The sequence below is a fragment of the Borborobacter arsenicus genome, assembly GCF_003934165.1.
GTDB lineage: Bacteria > Pseudomonadota > Alphaproteobacteria > Rhizobiales > Rhizobiaceae > Pseudaminobacter > Pseudaminobacter arsenicus.
Genome location: NZ_RKST01000027.1, coordinates 21,612 through 39,693 on the forward strand (window position 1 = coordinate 21,612; position 18,082 = coordinate 39,693).

Here is an 18,082-nt window from a genome sequence, read left to right on the forward strand (position 1 = left end):
GATGGACATGCCGCAAGTCTCGCCGTTTTCTGCCGACGCCTTTCGCCTGCGCGCGGCCAATGCACAAGGGCCGCAAGCCGATGATGACTATGGCGATCATCGCTTCAACCCCGGTTTCAGCCATCTGATCAGGCGCGATGGGTTGCGTGAGGCTGCCGTGCTCATCCCCATCGTCGATCGCGGCGAGGAAGCCTCGGTCATCCTGACCAAGCGCGCCGAGACACTGCGCAATCATTCCGGGCAGGTGGCCTTTCCCGGCGGCGGCATCGACCAGAGCGATCCTTCGCCGGAATTTGCCGCATTGCGCGAAACGGCAGAGGAAATCGGGCTCGCGCGCAATTACATCGAGGTCATCGGCCGCATGCCGGACTATGTCGCAGGCAGCGGCTATCGCATCGCGCCGGTGCTTGGCATCGTCCGGCCCGGTTTTCACCTCAGCATCAACCAGCATGAGGTCGATGCCGCCTTCGAGGTGCCGCTGCGCTTCCTGATGGACCCGGCCAATCATCACCAGGGCAGCAGGCTTTGGGACAACCGCACCTGGGTCTATTACGACATGCCCTATGGCGGACAGCGCATATGGGGCGTCACCGCCGGTATCATCCGCACGCTCTATGAAAGGCTTTATGCATGAGCGGCCAGGCCTCAATTGCCGGCAAGGCGAAATGGCTCGACACGCCTGCCTTGCAGCGGATTCTGGCCGTACTGAGCCAGTATGGCGAGGAGGCGCGCATTGCCGGCGGCGCGGTACGCAACGCGCTTCTGGGGCAGGCGGTTTCGGACGTCGATATCGCCACCACCAATCGGCCGGAGGATACCGCCCGTCTTGCCGAGGAAGCGGGGTTCAAGGCGGTGGCGACGGGTGCCGCCCATGGCACGATCACTGTTATCGCCAATGGCAAGCCTTATGAGGTGACGACGCTGCGCGCCGATGTCGAGACTGATGGGCGTCATGCCAAGGTGCGATTCGGACGGGACTGGGAGTTCGATGCCGAGCGGCGGGATTTCACCATCAATGCGCTTTATGCAACGGCCGACGGCAGCGTGATCGATCTGGTCGGTGGGATTGCCGATCTGGAAAGCCGCAGGCTGCGCTTCATCGGCGATCCGGAGGCGCGCATCCGCGAAGACTATCTGCGGATTCTGCGCTTTTTTCGCTTTTTTGCCTGGTATGGCGAGGGACGCCCGGATGCCGAGGGGCTGAAGGCTTGTGCGCGGCTGAAGGAAGGGCTCGACCGGCTTTCGGCCGAACGCATCTGGGCGGAGCTGAAGAAACTTCTGGCTGCCCCCGATCCCTCGCGCGCGCTGCTGTGGATGCGGCAGGCAGGCGTCCTCACACGCATCCTGCCCGAAAGCGAGAAGTGGGGCATCGATGCCATCCATGCGCTGGTGAAGACGGAACGCGATCTCGGCTGGGCACCCGATCCGCTGCTGCGGCTTGCGGCGATCGTCCCGCCCGACAGCGAGCGCCTTGTTCAGATGGCCGCCCGCCTTCGACTGTCAAAAGCGGAAACGGACCGGCTGGCGCAATGGGCACTTGCGCAGGCACCGTCGCCGGAGCGGACCGAGGGCGCTTTGGCGAAAATTCTCTATCGCGGCAACCCCGGCGGTATCATCGACCGGCTCAGGCTGGCGCTTGCAGCGGCGCGCGGGCGCGCGGTCGAAGACGATCATGCATTGGTGGAAGCAGGTGGATTTTCGCGGCAACTTGGCTTTGCCGAGACGTGGAACCGGCCCGTATTTCCGCTGAAGGGCAGTGATCTGGCTGATTTTGGCGTCGCGCAAGGCCGCAAACTGGGCGATCTGCTGCGCGAACTGGAAGCGCTATGGATCGAATCCGGCTTCACGCTGGATCGCGGCGCGCTGCTTGAACGCGCCGCCGCAAAACTGAAGGCGTGACCGCAATCCGCAAGCCGATTGCATGGTTTGCGGCATCGGGTCAGGCCGCGTCCCGCGTTTTCTCGATGCGGGAGCGGATCGCTTCCAGCATGGTTTCGCGGATGATCGTCTCGCCATGGGTTTCGCGCATGTGCTCGACAGCGCGCCGCATGACTTCGGCTTCCTCTTCATGGCGCGTATGCCAGTCGCAGCCGGGGACAAGTGATCCGCAGTGGAATTCCTTCATCGCTTTTCTCCTCCGTCATTTTCCGGGTGAAGAGATAGCATAACATAAAATAGTGCCATCCCAGCTACGGGACCAAAGAAAAGGCGGAGTGGGAGGCTCCGCCTTCAGTTTCAACGCGGTCGTGTGAGGCTATTTCACGATGGTGACGGATTCGATCATCCGGTTCTTGCCGGAGTTATCCCAGGAAATATCGACCTTTTCGCCGGCCTTCAGCGCGGGGTGCTTGACCGTCTTGGGGAGCATATAGACCGAGCCATCGGCGAGCTTCACCGACATGGCCTTGGCATCGAAGGTCTTGATCGTACCGGTGGTGTGCTGGGCGGCAAGGGCCACAGCGGAAGTGGCGAACAGGGCAGCGATCGCTGCCGGTATCAGAAGTGTGCGCATGGCAATCACTCTCTATCAAGCGAATCTCGATAATATCGCCTGGAGACAGGCCGTCAGGTCGCGTCGGGTCGCGGCCGCAAAGCGGACCGCCGGCGGTTCCCGGCCTGGTGAATATGTATAATGAACTTTCAGGTGTGGGATATTATACCAAAAAGAAATTTTCTGGCAGCGAAAACGCCATAATATACTTAAGTTTACTGGCGCTGTGGTCGTAATCTGACATGTAAACGCCATGATTATGCAGAATATTCGCCATTCTTACCACAAAGAGCGCCGGATAGCGGAGATTTTGTCTTTCGCAAGGCGCCCGAGGCGGGCCAGTCCTTTTTCTGCAGGCCGGCTTACTGGTTCAGCGAAACCGCGTTCGACCGTGCCAGCCATTCGCTGACGATCTTGACGTCCTGTTTGCCGAGCCCATGATCGGCCTTGATCGTATGGGCGGCGATCCGCGCGCCGTGATCGCGCAACATGGTCTCCAGCGCTGATGCGAAGGGGACGTAGGTGGTGTCGGATGCGCCGGCAACCATCAGGACGCGCAGTGGCGACAGATCCGTGGGCGGGATCTTGTGCAATACCGACATCGGCCGCAGCAGCACCGCCCGTTCGACCAGGCCGGGATGCAGCAATGTCAGTGCTGCCAGCAGGTTGGCGCCGTTGGAATAGCCGATGAAGGTGGTGTGATCGAGATCGAGCGACCCGGCCTTGACTTCGTCCTGCAGGAAATCGGCGAAAGCTGCCGCCTCGTGCCGTATGTCGCCCTGGTCGAAGCTGGTCGGGGTCAGGCGCCTGTACCAGCGCTTGTTTCCATCCTGGGTGATACGCCCACGCACGCCCATCAGCACCGAACGTGGCGCGATCCGTGCGGCGAGCGACATGAGGGTGGTTTCATTGCCGCCGGAGCCGTGAAGCAGCACCAATGTTTCGCCGTCCGCGTTTTCGGGGCGCTTGATGAGAACGACAAAGTCCTTGGCCCGCATCACTGAACCGGTGCTCGGAACAGCCGGCAGCAAATCATCGGCTTCAGGCAGGGCCTCGTCTTGCTTGATCATCGCTTTTGCCGGAATGGGCGCATGTACTTTGCCGGACGGGCCTGCCGACGCATCCGGGCAACCTCGCGCCGTGACGGCGATCTGGTTGCCGGTCGTCGCAGTTACCTTCCCGTTTTCACAGTCTGAAAGATCACGCGAGGCGGCCATTCCGGTCAAGGAGAGAATGGCAACGGCAGACAGAATGCTGATGAGAGATAATTTGGCCATGTCCCGACATTGTCAGCTAAACGTTAACCAAAATGTCAGCGAGCGCGGCTTTGCCCATGATACCCATGGAGGGCCCGGTCCAGACCGGGCTTGGAAAAATACCTGCCATCGGCTCACGTGGCCGGCTCGCTTGCGAAGCTGTTTTTACCGCTCGCCAGCGTCGCCGTCACCACGCAATCTTACAGCCGTTAATATTTCGGCATTAATGTCGCCAGAATGTCACGCTATCGCGTTCAAGGCCATTTCACTTCGGGCGGCATGCTCGACAGGATCGAGTTGACGTTGCCGCCGGTCTTCAAGCCGAAAATGGTGCCGCGGTCATAGAGCAGGTTGAATTCGACGTAGCGGCCACGGCGAATCAATTGCTCCTCGCGGTCGCTGTCAGTCCAGTTCATGTCGAAATTCCTGCGCACCAGATGTTGGTAGACGACCAGGAAGGAACGTCCGACATCCTGCGTGAAGCGGAAATCGGCTTCCCAGCCGCCTTTTTCCTCGGGCGAATGCAGCCAGTCGAAGAAGATGCCGCCGATGCCGCGCGCCTCGTTGCGATGCGGCAGATAGAAATATTCGTCGCACCACGTCTTGTAGCGGTCGTAGTCGGCGACCGCCGCATGCTTGTTGCAGGCAAATTGCATGGCCTTGTGGAAAGCCAGCGTGTCGGGGTCCTCCTGCGTGCGCCGGCGGTCGAGCACCGGCGTCAAATCGGCGCCGCCGCCGAACCATTGCCGCGAAGTGACCACCATGCGCGTGTTCATGTGGACGGCGGGAACATTCGGGTTCCACGGATGGGCGATAAGTGAGATGCCGCTTGCCCAGAACCGCGGGTCCTCGTCGGCTCCCGGCATCTGCTTGCGGAAGTCGGGCGAGAATTCGCCATGGACCGTGGAGGTGTGCACGCCGACCTTTTCGAAAACGCGACCGCGCATCATCGACATGATGCCGCCGCCACCCTTGCCTTCTTCGCGTTGCCAGGGCGTTCTTTCAAAGCGCCCGGCAGCCCAGGAGGCCTGGGGACCGGTCAATTCGTCCTCCAACTGCTCGAACCCGGCACAGATGCGGTCGCGCAGTTCCTCGAACCAGAGACGGGCCCGTTCCTTCTTGTCTTCAATATCGGTCGGTAGTCCCGCCGCTATCTCAAGGCCATGCATGGGTGGTCTCCACTCGCTGTCTTGTACAAATGACTCGTCTTTTCCGGTGCGATCCCTAATCTGTCTTTGTTCAGGGTCAAGGAGTTCCTCGTGCGTACCCCAGCGAGACCGCCACTTGATGGTCTGAAGAAGAGATTGAGCGAAAGCCGGGCCGAACGCGAGCGTCGGCCGCGCGACGGTTTCCTGCGTGAAACTTTCGTGCTGCCGCGCAACGATGCAAGACAAAAAGCCCGGGAATGGTTTGAGCGGTGGCCCAAGCAGGCCTATTGGACCACCATCGAAAGCTGGTTCGAGCGTCCGGGCGACGTGATCGAATTCACGATAAGGCGTTTGCCTTCATCGGATTAAAGCATGATCCCGAAAAGTTGCAGACTTTTCGGACAAGATCATGCTTCAAGAACAAAGATTTAGGGCGAGGGGGCGATCTAAGGAAAAGTCATCTCGCTTTAGCCGGTTCAGCCACTCTTTTTCATGGTTCCGATGAGAAGCCGCCTCGGACCTGGTCCCTCCGCACCGAGCCGATCGTCCGGATTGTACATGGGACAGCGGTCGATCGACATGCAGCCGCAGCCAATGCAGCCGCTCAGGCCGTCGCGCAATTTCTGTAGCTGAAGGATGCGGCGGTCGAGATCGGCGGCCCAGCCTTGCGACAAGATAGCCCAATCCTGGCGTGTGGGGGTGCGGCCATCAGGCAGGGACTCAAGGGCGGCGGCGATTTCGGCCAATGAGATGCCCACCTCCTGGCCGACACGGATGACGGCGACCCGCCGCAGCACGTCCGAACTGTAGCGTCGCTGGTTGCCGGCGGTGCGATGGCTGCGGATCAGGCCCTTGCTTTCGTAAAAATGGAGCGCCGAAACAGCGACGCCGCTGCGGCGGGCAATCTCGCCGACGGAGAATTCCCTGGCCATGTCGAATTCCTGCTTGACCTCAACTTAAGTTGAGGTTTTATCAAGATGTCCTTCGCAGTGCAAATGGAAGGACGCCTTGATGTTCATGCGCTTCAGGATTGCAGGGTCGGTGAGGATCGGCCGCCGGATGGCGGCATGGTCATTCGTTATCGGAATGCAGGACTATTCAGCCGATCTGCCTGATCGCTTCGCTGACGGCGATAGCAGCACTCAGCGCCAAATTGAGGCTGCGGCCGCCGCCCTTCATGGGAATGAGCAGGCGGGCGTCAGCCGCATCATGCACGTGATCGGGTACGCCCGCCGATTCGCGTCCAAGCAATATTATGTCGCCGTCGCCATAGCGGAATTCGGCGTAGGGCAGGGCGGCTTTGGTGGAAAACAGCAGCAGGCGGCGGCCTTCAGCCTGTCGCCACGCTTCGAAGCTCGCGAAATCGAGATGGCGCGTGAGCGCGGCCATTTCCAGATAATCCATGCCGGCGCGCCGCAGGGCACGATCGGAGAGATCGAAACCGGCCGGCTCGATGATGTCGACGGCAATTCCGAAGCAGGCGGCCATGCGCAGGATCGTGCCGGTGTTGCCGGCAATGTCGGGTTGGTAAAGCGCGATACGGATGCCGTGGGCCAATATGAAGCCTCGCTAAACTGTGGCACAGTCGTCACACCGCCGGCTCAGTCACAGAAATTGGACGCGTCCGCGTGGTGTTTTAACGCGAATGGGTCTATAAGGCGGCCGTTGTCAACTCGAACCGACGGAGGCAGGCATGATGACACATGTGTTCTTGCTCCCAGTCTTCCGGCCTAAGGCCTGACGGCGGTTTCGGTTCGACGCTTTTCTTCCTGACATTCCAAAGCTTCATCGTCTCGATTTCCGCCGGAACTCTTTTCCAGCTTCCGAAGGAATCCGACGATGTCTTCCCGCCTGCCAAAGGGGCTAAATGCCCCACGCGATTTTTCGCTTCACCGGCCCGGCCGGGATGCTGTCAGCCTGCATGACCGGAAGCTTGCAGCCTGGGCGCTAGGCGTCGGCGCATCGGTGCCGCTTGCCTATCCGGAAAGGGACGTGCGTCCGCATCGGGGCGAACTCGCCGACATCGACATGCGCATGGCTGGCCCCGATCACGGCCGGCTACCGCCTCTGCGACGCCTGTTTGGCTGGCTTGGCAGGCTTCGCGGCCTGCCAGCCGGCCGCAAGGCTGCTGCCACGACCATGTCAGGAGCAGACGAGGACGGTATCGGCACGGCTACGCGGATGCCTTACATTGCCGGAAAGCCAGTTACCTAGCGTCAGTACAGGTCCATTCCGAATCCGTGCCGACAAGGCGCATCGCCCAACGCTTCGATAGAGAACAAAGATGTTTCGCTGGTTTGAAAAACGACTCGACCCGTTTCCCCCCGGAGAGCCGGTCGAGCCCCCGAAGACGCTGATCGCCTTTTGCCTGCATTATACGCGCGGCACATGGCCTTACATTGCCGCCACCGGCCTGCTGATCACCGCGATTGCGCTGGCCGAAGTGTGGATGTTCAGCTTCCTCGGCCAGATCGTCGACTGGCTGTCGGCGCAGAATCGCGAGACCTTCCTGCAGACCGAAGGCTGGAAGCTCGCGGCCATGGGTTTCGTGGTCGTCGTGCTTTTGCCGGGCATGGCGCTGTTGCAGTCGCTTGTGCATGACCAGACGCTGATGGGCAACTATCCGATGCGCATCCGCTGGGACGTGCATCGCTACCTGCTCAAGCAGTCGATGACCTTCTATCAGGATGAGTTCGCAGGCCGCATCGCCACCAAGCTGATGCAGACAGCACTTGCCGTGCGCGAATGCGTCATCAAGCTGGTCGATGTCCTCAACTATGTCGTCGTCTATTTCCTGGGCACGCTGGTTATCGTCGGGTCTTCCGACTGGCGGTTGGCGACGCCGCTGGTCGTGTGGCTCGTCGCCTATGTGCTGATGCTGCGCTATTTCATTCCGCGGCTCGGCAAGGTGTCGCAGGAGCAGGCGGACGCCCGCTCGGTGATGACCGGCCGGGTAGTGGATTCCTATGCCAATATCCAGACAGTAAAGCTGTTTTCGCATGCGCGGCGCGAAGCCTCCTATGCGCGCGAAAGCATGGCGATCTTCATGGACACGGTCTACCGGTCGATGCGGCTCGTCACCAGCATCTATGGCCTGCTCTACCTCATCAACTCGCTGCTGTTGTTTTCCGTCGCGGCGTTGTCGATCTGGCTGTGGCTGGACGAAGCCGTCTCCATCGGCGCTGTCGCAGTGGTCATCGGCCTGGTGCTCAGGCTGTGGGGCATGTCGCAATGGATCATGTGGGAAGTCTCCGCGCTGTTTGAGAATATCGGCACGGTACAGGACGGCATCAATTCGATCTCGCTGCCGCGCCTGGTGGAAGACAAGCCCGGTGCGGGCGAGATCGCCGTCAGCAGGGGAGATATCGAGTTCGAGCGCATCGGCTTCCATTACGGCAAGGGCAAGGGCGTCATCGACGATCTGTCGCTGACCATCCGCCCGGGCGAGAAGGTGGGTCTTGTCGGGCGGTCCGGCGCTGGCAAGTCGACGCTCGTCAATCTGCTGCTGCGTTTCTACGATCTGGAGCGCGGGCGCATCCTCATCGACGGCCAGGATATTGCCGGGGTCGCGCAGGATTCGCTGCGCGCGCAGATCGGCATGGTGACGCAGGACACCTCGCTGCTGCACCGCTCGGTGCGCGACAACATCGTCTATGGCCGCCCTGACGCCGATGAGGCGATGGTGCTGGAAGCGGCGCGCCGCGCCGCGGCCGACGACTTCATCGCGGCACTCTCCGATGCCAAGGGCCGGAAAGGCCTCGACGCCCATGTCGGCGAGCGTGGCGTGAAACTGTCGGGCGGCCAGCGGCAGCGCATCGCCATTGCCCGCGTCATGCTGAAGGACGCCCCGATCCTGATACTGGACGAGGCGACCTCCGCGCTCGATTCGGAGGTGGAGGCGGCGATCCAGGAAAACCTCTATCGGCTGATGGAGGGTAAGACCGTGATCGCCATTGCGCATCGCCTCTCCACCATTGCGGCGATGGATCGGCTGGTGGTCATGGATCAGGGCCGCATCGTGGAAGAAGGCTCGCATGACGAGCTGGTTGCGCGCGGCCGACTTTATTCGCAGCTCTGGGCCCGGCAATCGGGCGGCTTCCTGCCGAGCGAAGCGATAATCGAGAGCGTGGCCACCGAACGGGCGGCCGAGTAAGGCACGGCGCGGCTTTTCCGGGCCGCACTCATGTACCATATGGGAATCATGGCGGATGATGTTTCGCGTCGGTTCGACGGAAAGGCAGGCGAGATGAAGGAGGGCGGCTGGCGCGATAGGCTGTGGCGCAAGGCCGAGGGCTGGGTCGATCCGTTCCAGGACACCGACCGCGAGGTGCTGCCGGCGGATGCCTGGCGCTTCATCCTCTATTTCGCCAGGCAGGCCAAGGGCCCATTCATTGCCCTCCTGATCGTCGGTGGACTTGCAGGCGCCGTCGATGCGGCACTTTACTGGTCTATCGGCTGGCTGATCGACCTCCTCGATCGGGCCGATCCGAAAACGCTGATCACCGAACATTGGCCGGAACTGGCAGCCCTGCTTGCCCTCCTGCTGGTGGTGCGAACGGTCGTCCTGATCGCCTCCGCGGTGGTCGAGCAGCAGGTGGTGGTGCCGGGTTTTTATTCGATGGTGCGCTGGCAGGCGTTCCGGCGGGTCATCGAGCAGCCCTACACCTTCTACCAGAACGATTTTGCCGGCCGCATCGCCACCAAGATCATGCAGGGCGGCGAGGCGGTCGGCGATTTCATCGTCAATATTCTGCAGACCATGTGGTCGTTCCTGACCTTCATCGTGCTGGCAATTACCATTTTGGCGACGGTCGAGCCGTGGCTGGGCGTCGTGGTGGGCGTCTGGTTCATTGGCTATGCCGCGATCGTCCGCTTCCTGCTGCCGGAGATGCGGCGGGCCGGGCGCGCCACCGCCGACGAACGCTCGATCTTCAACGGGCGGCTGGTGGACGCCTTCACCAATATCGTGGCGGTGAAGCTGTTCGACAGCGGTCGGCGCGAGCATGCCTATGTCCGGGACGGGCTGGAGCGCTTTCTGGTGGCTGTCATCAGGTTGACGCGGGCGATCACGACGGTACGCGCGTCTGTGGCCCTGCTGAACGGGCTTATGATGGGATCGATCGCCGCGATCTGCATCCATAAATGGACTGGGGGCGGCATCTCCACCGGGGCCATCGCCGCGGCCCTCGGCCTTGTGTTCCGGCTCAACCAGATGTCCGGCTGGATGATGTTCAATATCAACGGGCTGGTGCGCAATTACGCGACCGTGCAGGATGCCACCCGCACCATATCCGTCCGCCCGGCCATCCGTGACGCTGCCAATGCAATCGTCCTGCCGCGCGCCAGCGGCGACATCCGTTTCGAAAATGTGTCCTTCCACTATGGCAAGGGCGGCGGCGTCATCGAAAACCTGAACCTGCATGTGCGGCCGGGCGAGCGCGTCGCGCTGATCGGGCCCTCGGGTGCGGGCAAGACCACCATCGTCAATCTGGCCTTGCGCCTGTTCGATGTGGAAAAGGGGCGCATCCTGATCGATGGCCACGACGTGCGGGCCGTCACGCAGGCTTCGCTGCGGGCACAGTTCGGCGTCGTCAGCCAGGATGCGATGCTGATGCATCGTTCGATCCGCGACAATATCGGCTATGGCAGGGCAGGCGCCACCCAGGCGGAAATCGAGGATGCGGCCGAGAGGGCGGCAGCGCATGAATTCATTGCCGGGGTTTCTGATCCTCACGACCGTCAAGGCTATGATGCCCATGTCGGCGAGCGTGGCGTCAAGCTGTCGGGCGGCCAGCGGCAGCGCGTGGCGATTGCCCGCATGATGCTCAAGGACGCGCCGATCCTCATTCTCGACGAGGCGACCTCGGCGCTCGATTCGGAAGTCGAGGCAGCCATTCAGGACAATCTCTATCGCATGATGGAGGGCAAGACGGTGATTGCCATCGCCCATCGCCTGTCGACGATCGCCGCACTCGACCGGCTGATCGTCATCGATGAAGGCCGGATCGTGGAAGAAGGGACGCATGCGCAACTGATCGCCCGTGACGGCCTTTATGCACAGCTTTGGAAACGCCAGTCGGGCGGTTTTCTCGGCAACCGGCTGGCTGCCGAATAGAGGGGACGGCTGTGCCGCTTTATCCGCCAAGGAGATATTCAAGCACATCGGCGCCGGAGAGCGGGGTCAATGTGCTTGAGCATGAAATGCTTGCCGAAATGGCGGCATCGCTTGGCCGGGCGGGAGAGCGAGCGAAAATCTGCCTGGCAAGGCTGAGGGAAGCATCGCGAGAATCACCGGATGAACGGGTGCGTCTCTTGAAGGAGGCGGCCGCGGCAGTTCACGCCTATTTCATCCAGCGCGAACTTTGCGGTCTGCGCCGGCACGACGATGTGATCCGCGACCTTCAAATTCCCAACCAGGTCCTGGTGCGGCTGGGCGCGGCATAGGCTGCAACTGCGCCGTTTTGCGCGTTGCCGCGACCCCCCGCGACAATCTGCCCTGTCCCCATTGTCCAGTCTGGACAAGAGCGGGCTTCACGCATAAACCCATCCCCGAATGCCGGAGGAATTCGTCAGCCCGTTCCGCATGGGGTCAGGTTGGCGACAGAGAGAGCGGGGACAATGGCTCTACCGCCGGCCTAGGGTTAAGGCGAAAGGATCATAATCCCGTGAGCGCAAACGATACGATCGATCCAGGCCGTCGTGATTTTCTTTACGTGGCGACGGGCATGGCCGGCGTCGTCGGCGCTGGCGCCGTCGCGTGGCCTTTCATCGACCAGATGCGGCCGGATGCTTCAACGCTTGCCGCTTCGTCGATCGAGGTTGATGTCTCCTCGCTGACGCCGGGCATGTCGTTGACAGTGAAATGGCGCGGCAAGCCGGTGTTCATCCGCAACCGCACCCCTGAGGAAATCAAGGCGGCGCAGGATGTGCAGCTTGCAGAGTTGAAGGATCCGGTTGCCCGCAATGCCAATCTGGCGAGCGATGCAGCGGCGACCGACGTCGATCGCTCGGCCGGCAAGGACAAGGAAAACTGGATCGTCATGGTCGGCGTGTGCACGCATCTGGGTTGCGTGCCGCTCGGCCAGCAGGGCGATTTCGGCGGCTGGTTCTGCCCATGCCATGGTTCGCACTACGATACGGCCGGCCGTATCCGCAAAGGCCCGGCGCCTGAAAATCTGCCGGTGCCGACATTCGCATTCATTTCCGACACCACGATCCGGATCGGCTGAGGAAGAGGGGATTAATTTCCATGAGCGGTGGACACTCGACCTATACGCCCAAATCAGGCATCGGACGCTGGATCGATGCGCGCATGCCATTGCCGCGCCTCGTCCATGATTCATTCGTTTCCTATCCGGTGCCGCGCAACCTGAATTACGCCTATACGTTCGGCGGCATTCTCTCGATCATGCTGGTGGCGCAGATCCTCACCGGCGTCGTGCTGGCGATGCACTATGCCGCCGATACCGGCCTGGCATTCGAATCGGTCGAGAAGATCATGCGCGACGTGAATTCGGGCTGGCTCTTGCGCTACCTGCATTCCAACGGCGCCTCGATGTTCTTCATCGCGGTCTATATCCACATCATGCGCGGGCTCTACTACGGCTCCTACAAGGCGCCGCGCGAGCTGCTGTGGATCCTGGGCTGCATCATCTACCTGCTGATGATGGCGACCGGCTTCATGGGCTATGTGCTGCCTTGGGGTCAGATGAGCTTCTGGGGTGCGACGGTCATCACCGGCTTCTTCACCGCCATTCCGCTGGTCGGCACCTGGATCCAGGAACTGCTGCTCGGTGGCTTCGCCGTCGACAATCCGACGCTCAACCGCTTCTTTGCCCTGCATTACCTGCTGCCGTTCATGATCGCCGGCGTCGTGGTGCTGCATGTCTGGGCGCTGCATGTCGTCGGCCAGACCAATCCGACCGGCATCGAGGTGAAGTCGAAGACCGACACGGTCCCGTTCACGCCCTATGCGACCATCAAGGACGCGTTCGGCATGATCGTGTTCCTGGCCGTGTTCGCCTATTTCGTCTTCTATATCCCGAACTATCTCGGCCACCCGGACAACTACATCGTTGCCGACTCGCTGAAGACGCCGGCCCATATCGTTCCTGAATGGTACTACCTGCCGTTCTACGCGATCCTGCGCGCCATCACCTTCAATATCGGGCCGATCGATTCCAAGCTCGGCGGTGTGCTTGCCATGTTCGGCGCAATCGCGGTGCTGTTCTTCGTGCCGTGGCTCGATACGTCGAAGGTGCGTTCGGCTGTCTACCGTCCGTGGTACAAGCTGTTCTTCTGGCTCTTCGTTGCCAACGCCATCTTCCTTGGATGGCTGGGTTCGCGGCCGGCGGAAGGCGTCTATGTAGCGCTGGCACAGATTTCGACCTTCTACTACTTCGCGTTCTTCCTGATCATCATGCCGGTTCTCGGGATTATCGAGACGCCGCGCAGGCTGCCCAACTCGATCACCGAGGCGGTGCTTGAGAAGAACAAGTCCGGTGGTGCGGGCCATCCTGCCGGTGCGACGGCATCGCCGGAAACCAGAGGCTAAGCGAGAATCTTTGAGAGGGATGTTCGCATGAAAAAGATTCTCACCGGATTGACTGTATTCGGCCTGGTAACGGCAGGCGCGCTCGGCGCCGCCCTTGCTCAGGAAGAGCATAGTGCAGCCGAACCCACCCACTTCCCTATCCACAAGCCCACCCAGGAAAGCTGGTCGTTCTCCGGGCCGTTCGGTACCTATGACAAGGCTCAGCTTCAGCGTGGCCTGAAGGTCTACAAGGAAGTCTGCTCGGCCTGCCATTCGATGGATCTCGTCGCTTTCCGTACCCTCGAGGACCTCGGTTACACCGAAGCCCAGGTGAAGGCGCTCGCCGCGGAATATGAGGTCGAGGACGGGCCGAACGCCGATGGCGAGATGTTCACCCGCAAGGCGACGCCGAACGATCATTTCCCGGCGCCGTTCCCGAACCACGCCGCTGCTGCTGCCGCCAATAATGGCGCTGCGCCGCCGGACTTCTCGCTGATCGCCAAGGCACGCTCGGCGGAGCGCGGCTTCCCGACCTTCGTCTTCGACATCTTCACGCAATATGCGGAAGGCGGACCTGACTATATCCATGCTCTCCTGACCGGCTACGACGAGGAGCCGCCGGCAGGCATGGAAATCGCCGAAGGCACGCACTACAACCCATACTTCATCGCCGGCAAGTCGCTGGCCATGGCTAAGCCGCTGTCGGACGACCAGGTTACCTACGACGATGGCTCACCGCAGACGGTCGACCAGTATTCGCGTGACGTCTCCGCATTCCTGATGTGGGCCGCAGAGCCGCATATGGAGGCGCGCAAGCAGACCGGTTTTCGCGTGATGGCGTTCCTGCTTTTGTTCGGCGCGCTGATCTATCTGACCAAGCGCAGGGTGTGGTCGAACGTCGCCCATTGAGGGTGGACGTTGCAGCCTGCCCGGCCGTAACGGATACATTCAAGCTCCAAGACTAAGGGCGCTCCGGCGCCCTTTTCTTTTGGGCAACATCGCTGCAAAGATAGGCATCAACGGAATCCGGCTCATGAAACCCTCGCTTGAAGACACACTCTTGTCGGCGATCCGGAACATTCCAGACTATCCGAAGCCCGGAATCATGTTTCGCGATATCACTACCCTGCTCGGAAATGCGCGCGCGTTCCGCCGTGCGATCGACGAGCTGGTGCAGCCTTATGCCGGCTCGAAGATCGACAAGATCGCTGGGATCGAGGCGCGTGGCTTCATACTGGGCGGCGCGATTGCGCACCAGCTTTCCGCAGGCTTCATTCCAATCCGCAAGAAGGGCAAGCTGCCGCATGAAACGGTGCGCGTAGCCTATAGCCTCGAATACGGTCTGGACGAGATGGAGATGCACAAGGACGCGGTTGAGGCCGGTGAAAAGGTCATCCTCGTCGATGATCTCATCGCCACCGGCGGCACTGCCGAAGCGGCGGTGAAGCTGCTGCGTCAGATGGGGGCCGATATCGTGGCGTCCTGCTTCGTCATTGATCTGCCCGATCTGGGCGGGCGTGCCCGGCTTGACAACCTCGATGTGCCGGTCAGGACGCTGGTGTCATTTCCGGGACATTAGAGCATGATCCCGAAAAGTTGCAGACTTTTCGGACAAGATCATGCTTCAATAATAAAGGCTTAGACCGAGATGGCGATTCAAGGAAAAGTCGTCTCTATCTAGAGCCTTTCATGGTCATACGGAAGCGTTCTGCCGGAGGGAATTCGGGAACAAGGTCGAGGGCTTCGGCGCCGGGCGTACCGGGGTACGGCCAAGTCCGAATCCCGAAGGATTTGGCCCGAATTCACCCGGCCCGCAGGGTTTGCCGCTGGCGGGCGCCCGCGGCGTCGGCCGGACTTGGCCGATGGTCCACATCGGCCGGCGCCGCCCTCCTGGCGGATCGCCTCGCCATCGGACAAACAGAACTGCTTTCGTATAACCATGAAAGGCTCTAGAGCGGACCGGATGCGGAGCAACTCGGCTACCACGTCAGTCGAGTCGGCGGTTGTCAGCAGTCAGCCGGTCTTCACCAATACCGCGCTTTCGAGTTCCAGCACCTTGTCGCCGGTAGAATCGAAGGCATCGGCGCGCAAGGTCAGGAGACGCCATCCCGGTCGGCTGGTGAGCGGCCGATGGCTGATGCCTGTGCGTGTGAATGTCACCGTTTCGCCGGCATAGACCGGCTTCAGCCATTTGAGATTCTTGAAGCCCGGGGAGGGACCGAATTCAGGCTTCGGCCCCGGCCCGGCCCAGTGCTCGCCTTCGACGGCCTGTGACGCCAGGTTGTAGCGCATCCACATCGATGCCGTGTGCCAGCCGGAGGCGCAAAGACGGCCGAAGACGCTGCCCTGGGCGAGATTCTCGTCCAGATGGAATGGCTGCGGATCATATTTTGCAGCGAAGGCCTTGATCTCTTCAGGCTCGAATTTATGCGAGCCCAGCGTGACGGTGGTGCCGACACCGAAGAATTCGTCGAGTGTCATGCCGCGGCCTCACGGGTGAGAAACATGCCGGTGTTTTCAAGTTCGAAGACGCATTCGCCTCTCTGGTTGAAAAGCTCCGCGCGCATGGTCACGAAGCCGAGATTGGGTCGTGAGCGCGATGTCCGTTTTGCGAGGATCGTGCTCCGTCCGGTCAAGGTATCGCCGGCCAGAACCGGTTTTTTCCAGCGCGTATAGTCGATGCCGGGAGACCCTTGCGAGGTCGAATCGAGCAGGAAGGCATCGCACATCATGCGCATGAACATCGAGCATATATGCCAGCCGGAGGCTGAAAGTCCGCCCAGAATGCTGGCCTTGCCGGCTTCCTCGTCCAGATGCATGGGCTGGGCATCGAACTCGCTGGCGAATGCGATCAGTTCGGCAGCCGTCACCTGTTTGGTGCCGAGGTCGAGCGTGCCGCCCTCGGGAAAATCCTCATAGGCCCATTTCTTCTGTGTCATGCCGAAATCCCGTTCAGATTTGAACGTTTATTGTGGGCCTGCCGATGATGGCAGGCAAGGCCGCTACAACCAACCGCGTCGTTTGAAGTACCAGAAGGGCAGGATTGCGGAGAGGACCATCAGCCCGAGGGCGAAGGGATAGCCGAGGGGCCATTGCAATTCCGGCATGATGTCGAAGTTCATGCCATAGACGGACGCCACCAATGTCGGCGGCAGGAACACCACCGCGGCAACCGAGAATATCTTGATGATGCCGTTCTGCTCGATATTGATCATGCCAAGCGTTGCGTCGAGCAGGAAGGTGATTTTCTGTGACAGAAACGTCACGTGGTCGGCGAGCGACATCACGTCTCGCGTCAGCACCTTCACCCGCGCCCGCAATTCCTTTCCGGTCCTGTCCTGACCCAGGGCATTGCCGAGGAATCCTGACAGCCGTTGCAGCGTCATCAGGCTGTCGCGGATATCGGAGGTCAATCCCTCCTTGCGGCCGATCGTCTGCAGGACTTTCTGGAAGTTGCGGTCGCGCTTGTTGGCCTTGGTCTCAGCCGATTGGAAAATATCGTGCGAGAGTGCATCGATATCGCGCCCGGCCCGCTCCAATACGTCGGCGAGGCGGTCAACGATCGTTTCCAGAAGGCCGATCAGGATCGTCTCTCCATTGGTGCAGCCGACCGAAACCTTTTCCGCGCGCGTGGGAAATGTCTGGAAGGCACGCGGCTCGTGATAGCGGATCGTGACCAGGCGGTTGCCTGCGAGAACGAAGGTGACCGGCGACATCAACGGGTGGTCATCGTCGGTCTGCGCCGGCAGCGTCGCCGTCATGAACAGGGCGTTGTCCTCGACATAGAGGCGTGAGGAGATTTCGATCTCCTCCATTTCCTCCCGGGTGGGGATGCCGATGCCGACCCACTCCTCGATCAAGGTTTCTTCCGCCCTGGTCGGCGCCAGCAGGTCGGCCCACATGACATCGGTTCGATCCGGGGTCAGTTCCACGCCCCGCAGGCGACCGGCTTCCACCACAAATGCCCTGATCATCGCCGGGTCTCCCTTGCTGCTGAGAGGAGGCGCCTTGATGAAGACGCATGATTGCAGGCCGCATGAGACGGGCATTTCCGTAGAAAGCCCTAGTCGGATGCAATCGCCAATTAGGCTCGGCGCCGTTGCAGGTCAAGCCAGGGGTTTTTCAGGGAGCGAGAATGCGGCATTTGGGCGGGACCTGCCCGCCGCAATGACGGGCCGCCGCGCCGTTCCGATGGCTGCGACGGCTCTTGTCCCTTCTGCGCGATAATGCGCTTAAGCCCGCGGCGCGGCGTGCCGCGCATGTCGCCGGCGCTGCTTTCCAAGCGACTGAAGGAGCTTGAGAAGGCCGGTATCGTCTCGGTCGAGCGCAATGGTAGCGGCGTCGTGATAGATGGCAGCGTCGTTGACCTGTGCGCATTTGATCCCGGGTTCGAGGTGGGTCTGCTGGTGAGATCGCCGCTCAGAACCATGACCGCGATCTGGATGGGGGTCGCCAAGTTGCGCCGCGAGATCGATGAAGGCAATCTCGAACTGGATGGCGACCCGTCGATTGCAGGAGCCATCCAGCAATGGCTTGGGCTGAGCCCCTTCGCCAAGGAACCGAGCCGTGTCATGTAGGCGCCTTCAAGCGCTGCCGGTAATCTCAAAAGACGAACGCTCTGTTCACATCTTTGTTCTTTGAAAGCCAAATCGCG

The 18,082-nt window shown here is 61.1% G+C and carries 21 protein-coding genes; 12 read left to right on the top strand and 9 right to left on the bottom strand.

The annotated features are described in order from the left end of the window. Nucleotide 1 precedes the first annotated feature (1 nt). Nucleotides 2-634 (top strand): CoA pyrophosphatase, encoded by a 633-nt coding sequence (locus EET67_RS21380; RefSeq protein WP_128628249.1) that lies wholly within the window; start codon nucleotides 2-4, stop codon nucleotides 632-634. Further along, a complete protein-coding gene (locus tag EET67_RS21385) occupies nucleotides 631-1,899 on the top strand; it encodes a CCA tRNA nucleotidyltransferase (RefSeq protein WP_128628250.1) in 1,269 nt (422 codons plus the stop codon). Before EET67_RS21380 ends, EET67_RS21385 begins: the two co-directional genes overlap by 4 nt. 40 nt (nucleotides 1,900-1,939) lie before the next feature. Here EET67_RS21385 and EET67_RS21390 read toward each other — a convergent pair whose 3' ends face one another. From EET67_RS21390 to hemF, 4 genes are all read right to left on the bottom strand, one after another. After that, entirely contained in the window at nucleotides 1,940-2,125 is a 186-nt protein-coding gene (locus tag EET67_RS21390; protein WP_128628251.1) for a DUF1059 domain-containing protein, read from the bottom strand. Between the two features lie 129 nt (nucleotides 2,126-2,254). Beyond that, nucleotides 2,255-2,512 carry a DUF1344 domain-containing protein gene (locus EET67_RS21395; protein WP_128628252.1) on the bottom strand — a complete coding sequence of 86 codons (258 nt, stop codon included), beginning with the start codon at nucleotides 2,510-2,512 and terminating at the stop codon, nucleotides 2,255-2,257. A gap of 341 nt (nucleotides 2,513-2,853) precedes the next feature. After that, the gene (locus EET67_RS21400; RefSeq protein WP_245451114.1) at nucleotides 2,854-3,561 is read right to left on the bottom strand and encodes an alpha/beta hydrolase; all 708 of its coding nucleotides are present in this window, start codon (nucleotides 3,559-3,561) and stop codon (nucleotides 2,854-2,856) included. Nucleotides 3,562-4,001: 440 nt separating this feature from the next. Next, nucleotides 4,002-4,916, bottom strand: coding sequence for an oxygen-dependent coproporphyrinogen oxidase (gene hemF, locus EET67_RS21405; RefSeq protein ID WP_128628254.1), 915 nt, complete (start codon nucleotides 4,914-4,916; stop codon nucleotides 4,002-4,004). A 90-nt stretch (nucleotides 4,917-5,006) separates the two neighbouring features. Between hemF and EET67_RS21410 the strand changes: the two genes are divergently transcribed. Beyond that, nucleotides 5,007-5,264 (top strand): hypothetical protein, encoded by a 258-nt coding sequence (locus EET67_RS21410; protein ID WP_128628255.1) that lies wholly within the window; start codon nucleotides 5,007-5,009, stop codon nucleotides 5,262-5,264. A 107-nt stretch (nucleotides 5,265-5,371) separates the two neighbouring features. On the opposite strand, the gene soxR is transcribed toward EET67_RS21410, so the two are convergent. Then, complete coding sequence (gene soxR, locus EET67_RS21415) at nucleotides 5,372-5,827, bottom strand: redox-sensitive transcriptional activator SoxR (protein ID WP_128628256.1); 456 nt, start codon at nucleotides 5,825-5,827, stop codon at nucleotides 5,372-5,374. A gap of 166 nt (nucleotides 5,828-5,993) precedes the next feature. After that, complete coding sequence (locus tag EET67_RS21420) at nucleotides 5,994-6,452, bottom strand: tRNA (cytidine(34)-2'-O)-methyltransferase (RefSeq protein WP_128628257.1); 459 nt, start codon at nucleotides 6,450-6,452, stop codon at nucleotides 5,994-5,996. Nucleotides 6,453-6,734: 282 nt separating this feature from the next. On the opposite strand from EET67_RS21420, the gene EET67_RS21425 reads away from it, so the two are divergent. From EET67_RS21425 to EET67_RS21460, 8 genes are all read left to right on the top strand, one after another. Beyond that, the gene (locus EET67_RS21425) at nucleotides 6,735-7,109 is read left to right on the top strand and encodes a hypothetical protein (protein WP_128628258.1); all 375 of its coding nucleotides are present in this window, start codon (nucleotides 6,735-6,737) and stop codon (nucleotides 7,107-7,109) included. 70 nt (nucleotides 7,110-7,179) lie between these two features. Beyond that, nucleotides 7,180-9,048 carry an ABC transporter ATP-binding protein gene (locus EET67_RS21430; protein ID WP_128628259.1) on the top strand — a complete coding sequence of 623 codons (1,869 nt, stop codon included), beginning with the start codon at nucleotides 7,180-7,182 and terminating at the stop codon, nucleotides 9,046-9,048. A 93-nt stretch (nucleotides 9,049-9,141) separates the two neighbouring features. After that, the gene (locus EET67_RS21435) at nucleotides 9,142-11,010 is read left to right on the top strand and encodes an ABC transporter ATP-binding protein (RefSeq protein ID WP_128628311.1); all 1,869 of its coding nucleotides are present in this window, start codon (nucleotides 9,142-9,144) and stop codon (nucleotides 11,008-11,010) included. 11 nt (nucleotides 11,011-11,021) lie between these two features. Further along, nucleotides 11,022-11,339: a DUF6665 family protein gene (locus EET67_RS21440; protein WP_128628260.1), complete on the top strand. Its 318-nt coding sequence runs from the start codon at nucleotides 11,022-11,024 to the stop codon at nucleotides 11,337-11,339. 221 nt (nucleotides 11,340-11,560) lie between these two features. After that, the gene (petA, locus tag EET67_RS21445; protein ID WP_128628261.1) at nucleotides 11,561-12,124 is read left to right on the top strand and encodes a ubiquinol-cytochrome c reductase iron-sulfur subunit; all 564 of its coding nucleotides are present in this window, start codon (nucleotides 11,561-11,563) and stop codon (nucleotides 12,122-12,124) included. Between the two features lie 20 nt (nucleotides 12,125-12,144). After that, nucleotides 12,145-13,449, top strand: a complete 1,305-nt coding sequence (locus tag EET67_RS21450) for a cytochrome b (RefSeq protein ID WP_128628262.1) — start codon at nucleotides 12,145-12,147, stop codon at nucleotides 13,447-13,449. A gap of 27 nt (nucleotides 13,450-13,476) precedes the next feature. Beyond that, entirely contained in the window at nucleotides 13,477-14,337 is an 861-nt protein-coding gene (locus tag EET67_RS21455) for a cytochrome c1 (protein WP_128628263.1), read from the top strand. A gap of 124 nt (nucleotides 14,338-14,461) precedes the next feature. Beyond that, nucleotides 14,462-15,007: an adenine phosphoribosyltransferase gene (locus EET67_RS21460; RefSeq protein ID WP_128628264.1), complete on the top strand. Its 546-nt coding sequence runs from the start codon at nucleotides 14,462-14,464 to the stop codon at nucleotides 15,005-15,007. Nucleotides 15,008-15,441: 434 nt separating this feature from the next. On the opposite strand, the gene EET67_RS21465 is transcribed toward EET67_RS21460, so the two are convergent. The 3 genes from EET67_RS21465 to corA all read right to left on the bottom strand — a co-directional run bounded on the left by EET67_RS21465 (nucleotide 15,442) and on the right by corA (nucleotide 17,402). Continuing rightward, a complete protein-coding gene (locus tag EET67_RS21465; RefSeq protein ID WP_128628265.1) occupies nucleotides 15,442-15,909 on the bottom strand; it encodes a MaoC family dehydratase in 468 nt (155 codons plus the stop codon). Then, nucleotides 15,906-16,367 (bottom strand): MaoC family dehydratase, encoded by a 462-nt coding sequence (locus EET67_RS21470; RefSeq protein ID WP_128628266.1) that lies wholly within the window; start codon nucleotides 16,365-16,367, stop codon nucleotides 15,906-15,908. Before EET67_RS21470 ends, EET67_RS21465 begins: the two co-directional genes overlap by 4 nt. 63 nt (nucleotides 16,368-16,430) lie before the next feature. Next, a complete protein-coding gene (gene corA, locus EET67_RS21475) occupies nucleotides 16,431-17,402 on the bottom strand; it encodes a magnesium/cobalt transporter CorA (protein ID WP_128628267.1) in 972 nt (323 codons plus the stop codon). A 285-nt stretch (nucleotides 17,403-17,687) separates the two neighbouring features. Between corA and EET67_RS21480 the strand changes: the two genes are divergently transcribed. Continuing rightward, nucleotides 17,688-18,005: a helix-turn-helix domain-containing protein gene (locus EET67_RS21480; protein WP_128628268.1), complete on the top strand. Its 318-nt coding sequence runs from the start codon at nucleotides 17,688-17,690 to the stop codon at nucleotides 18,003-18,005. Nucleotides 18,006-18,082: the final 77 nt, after the last annotated feature.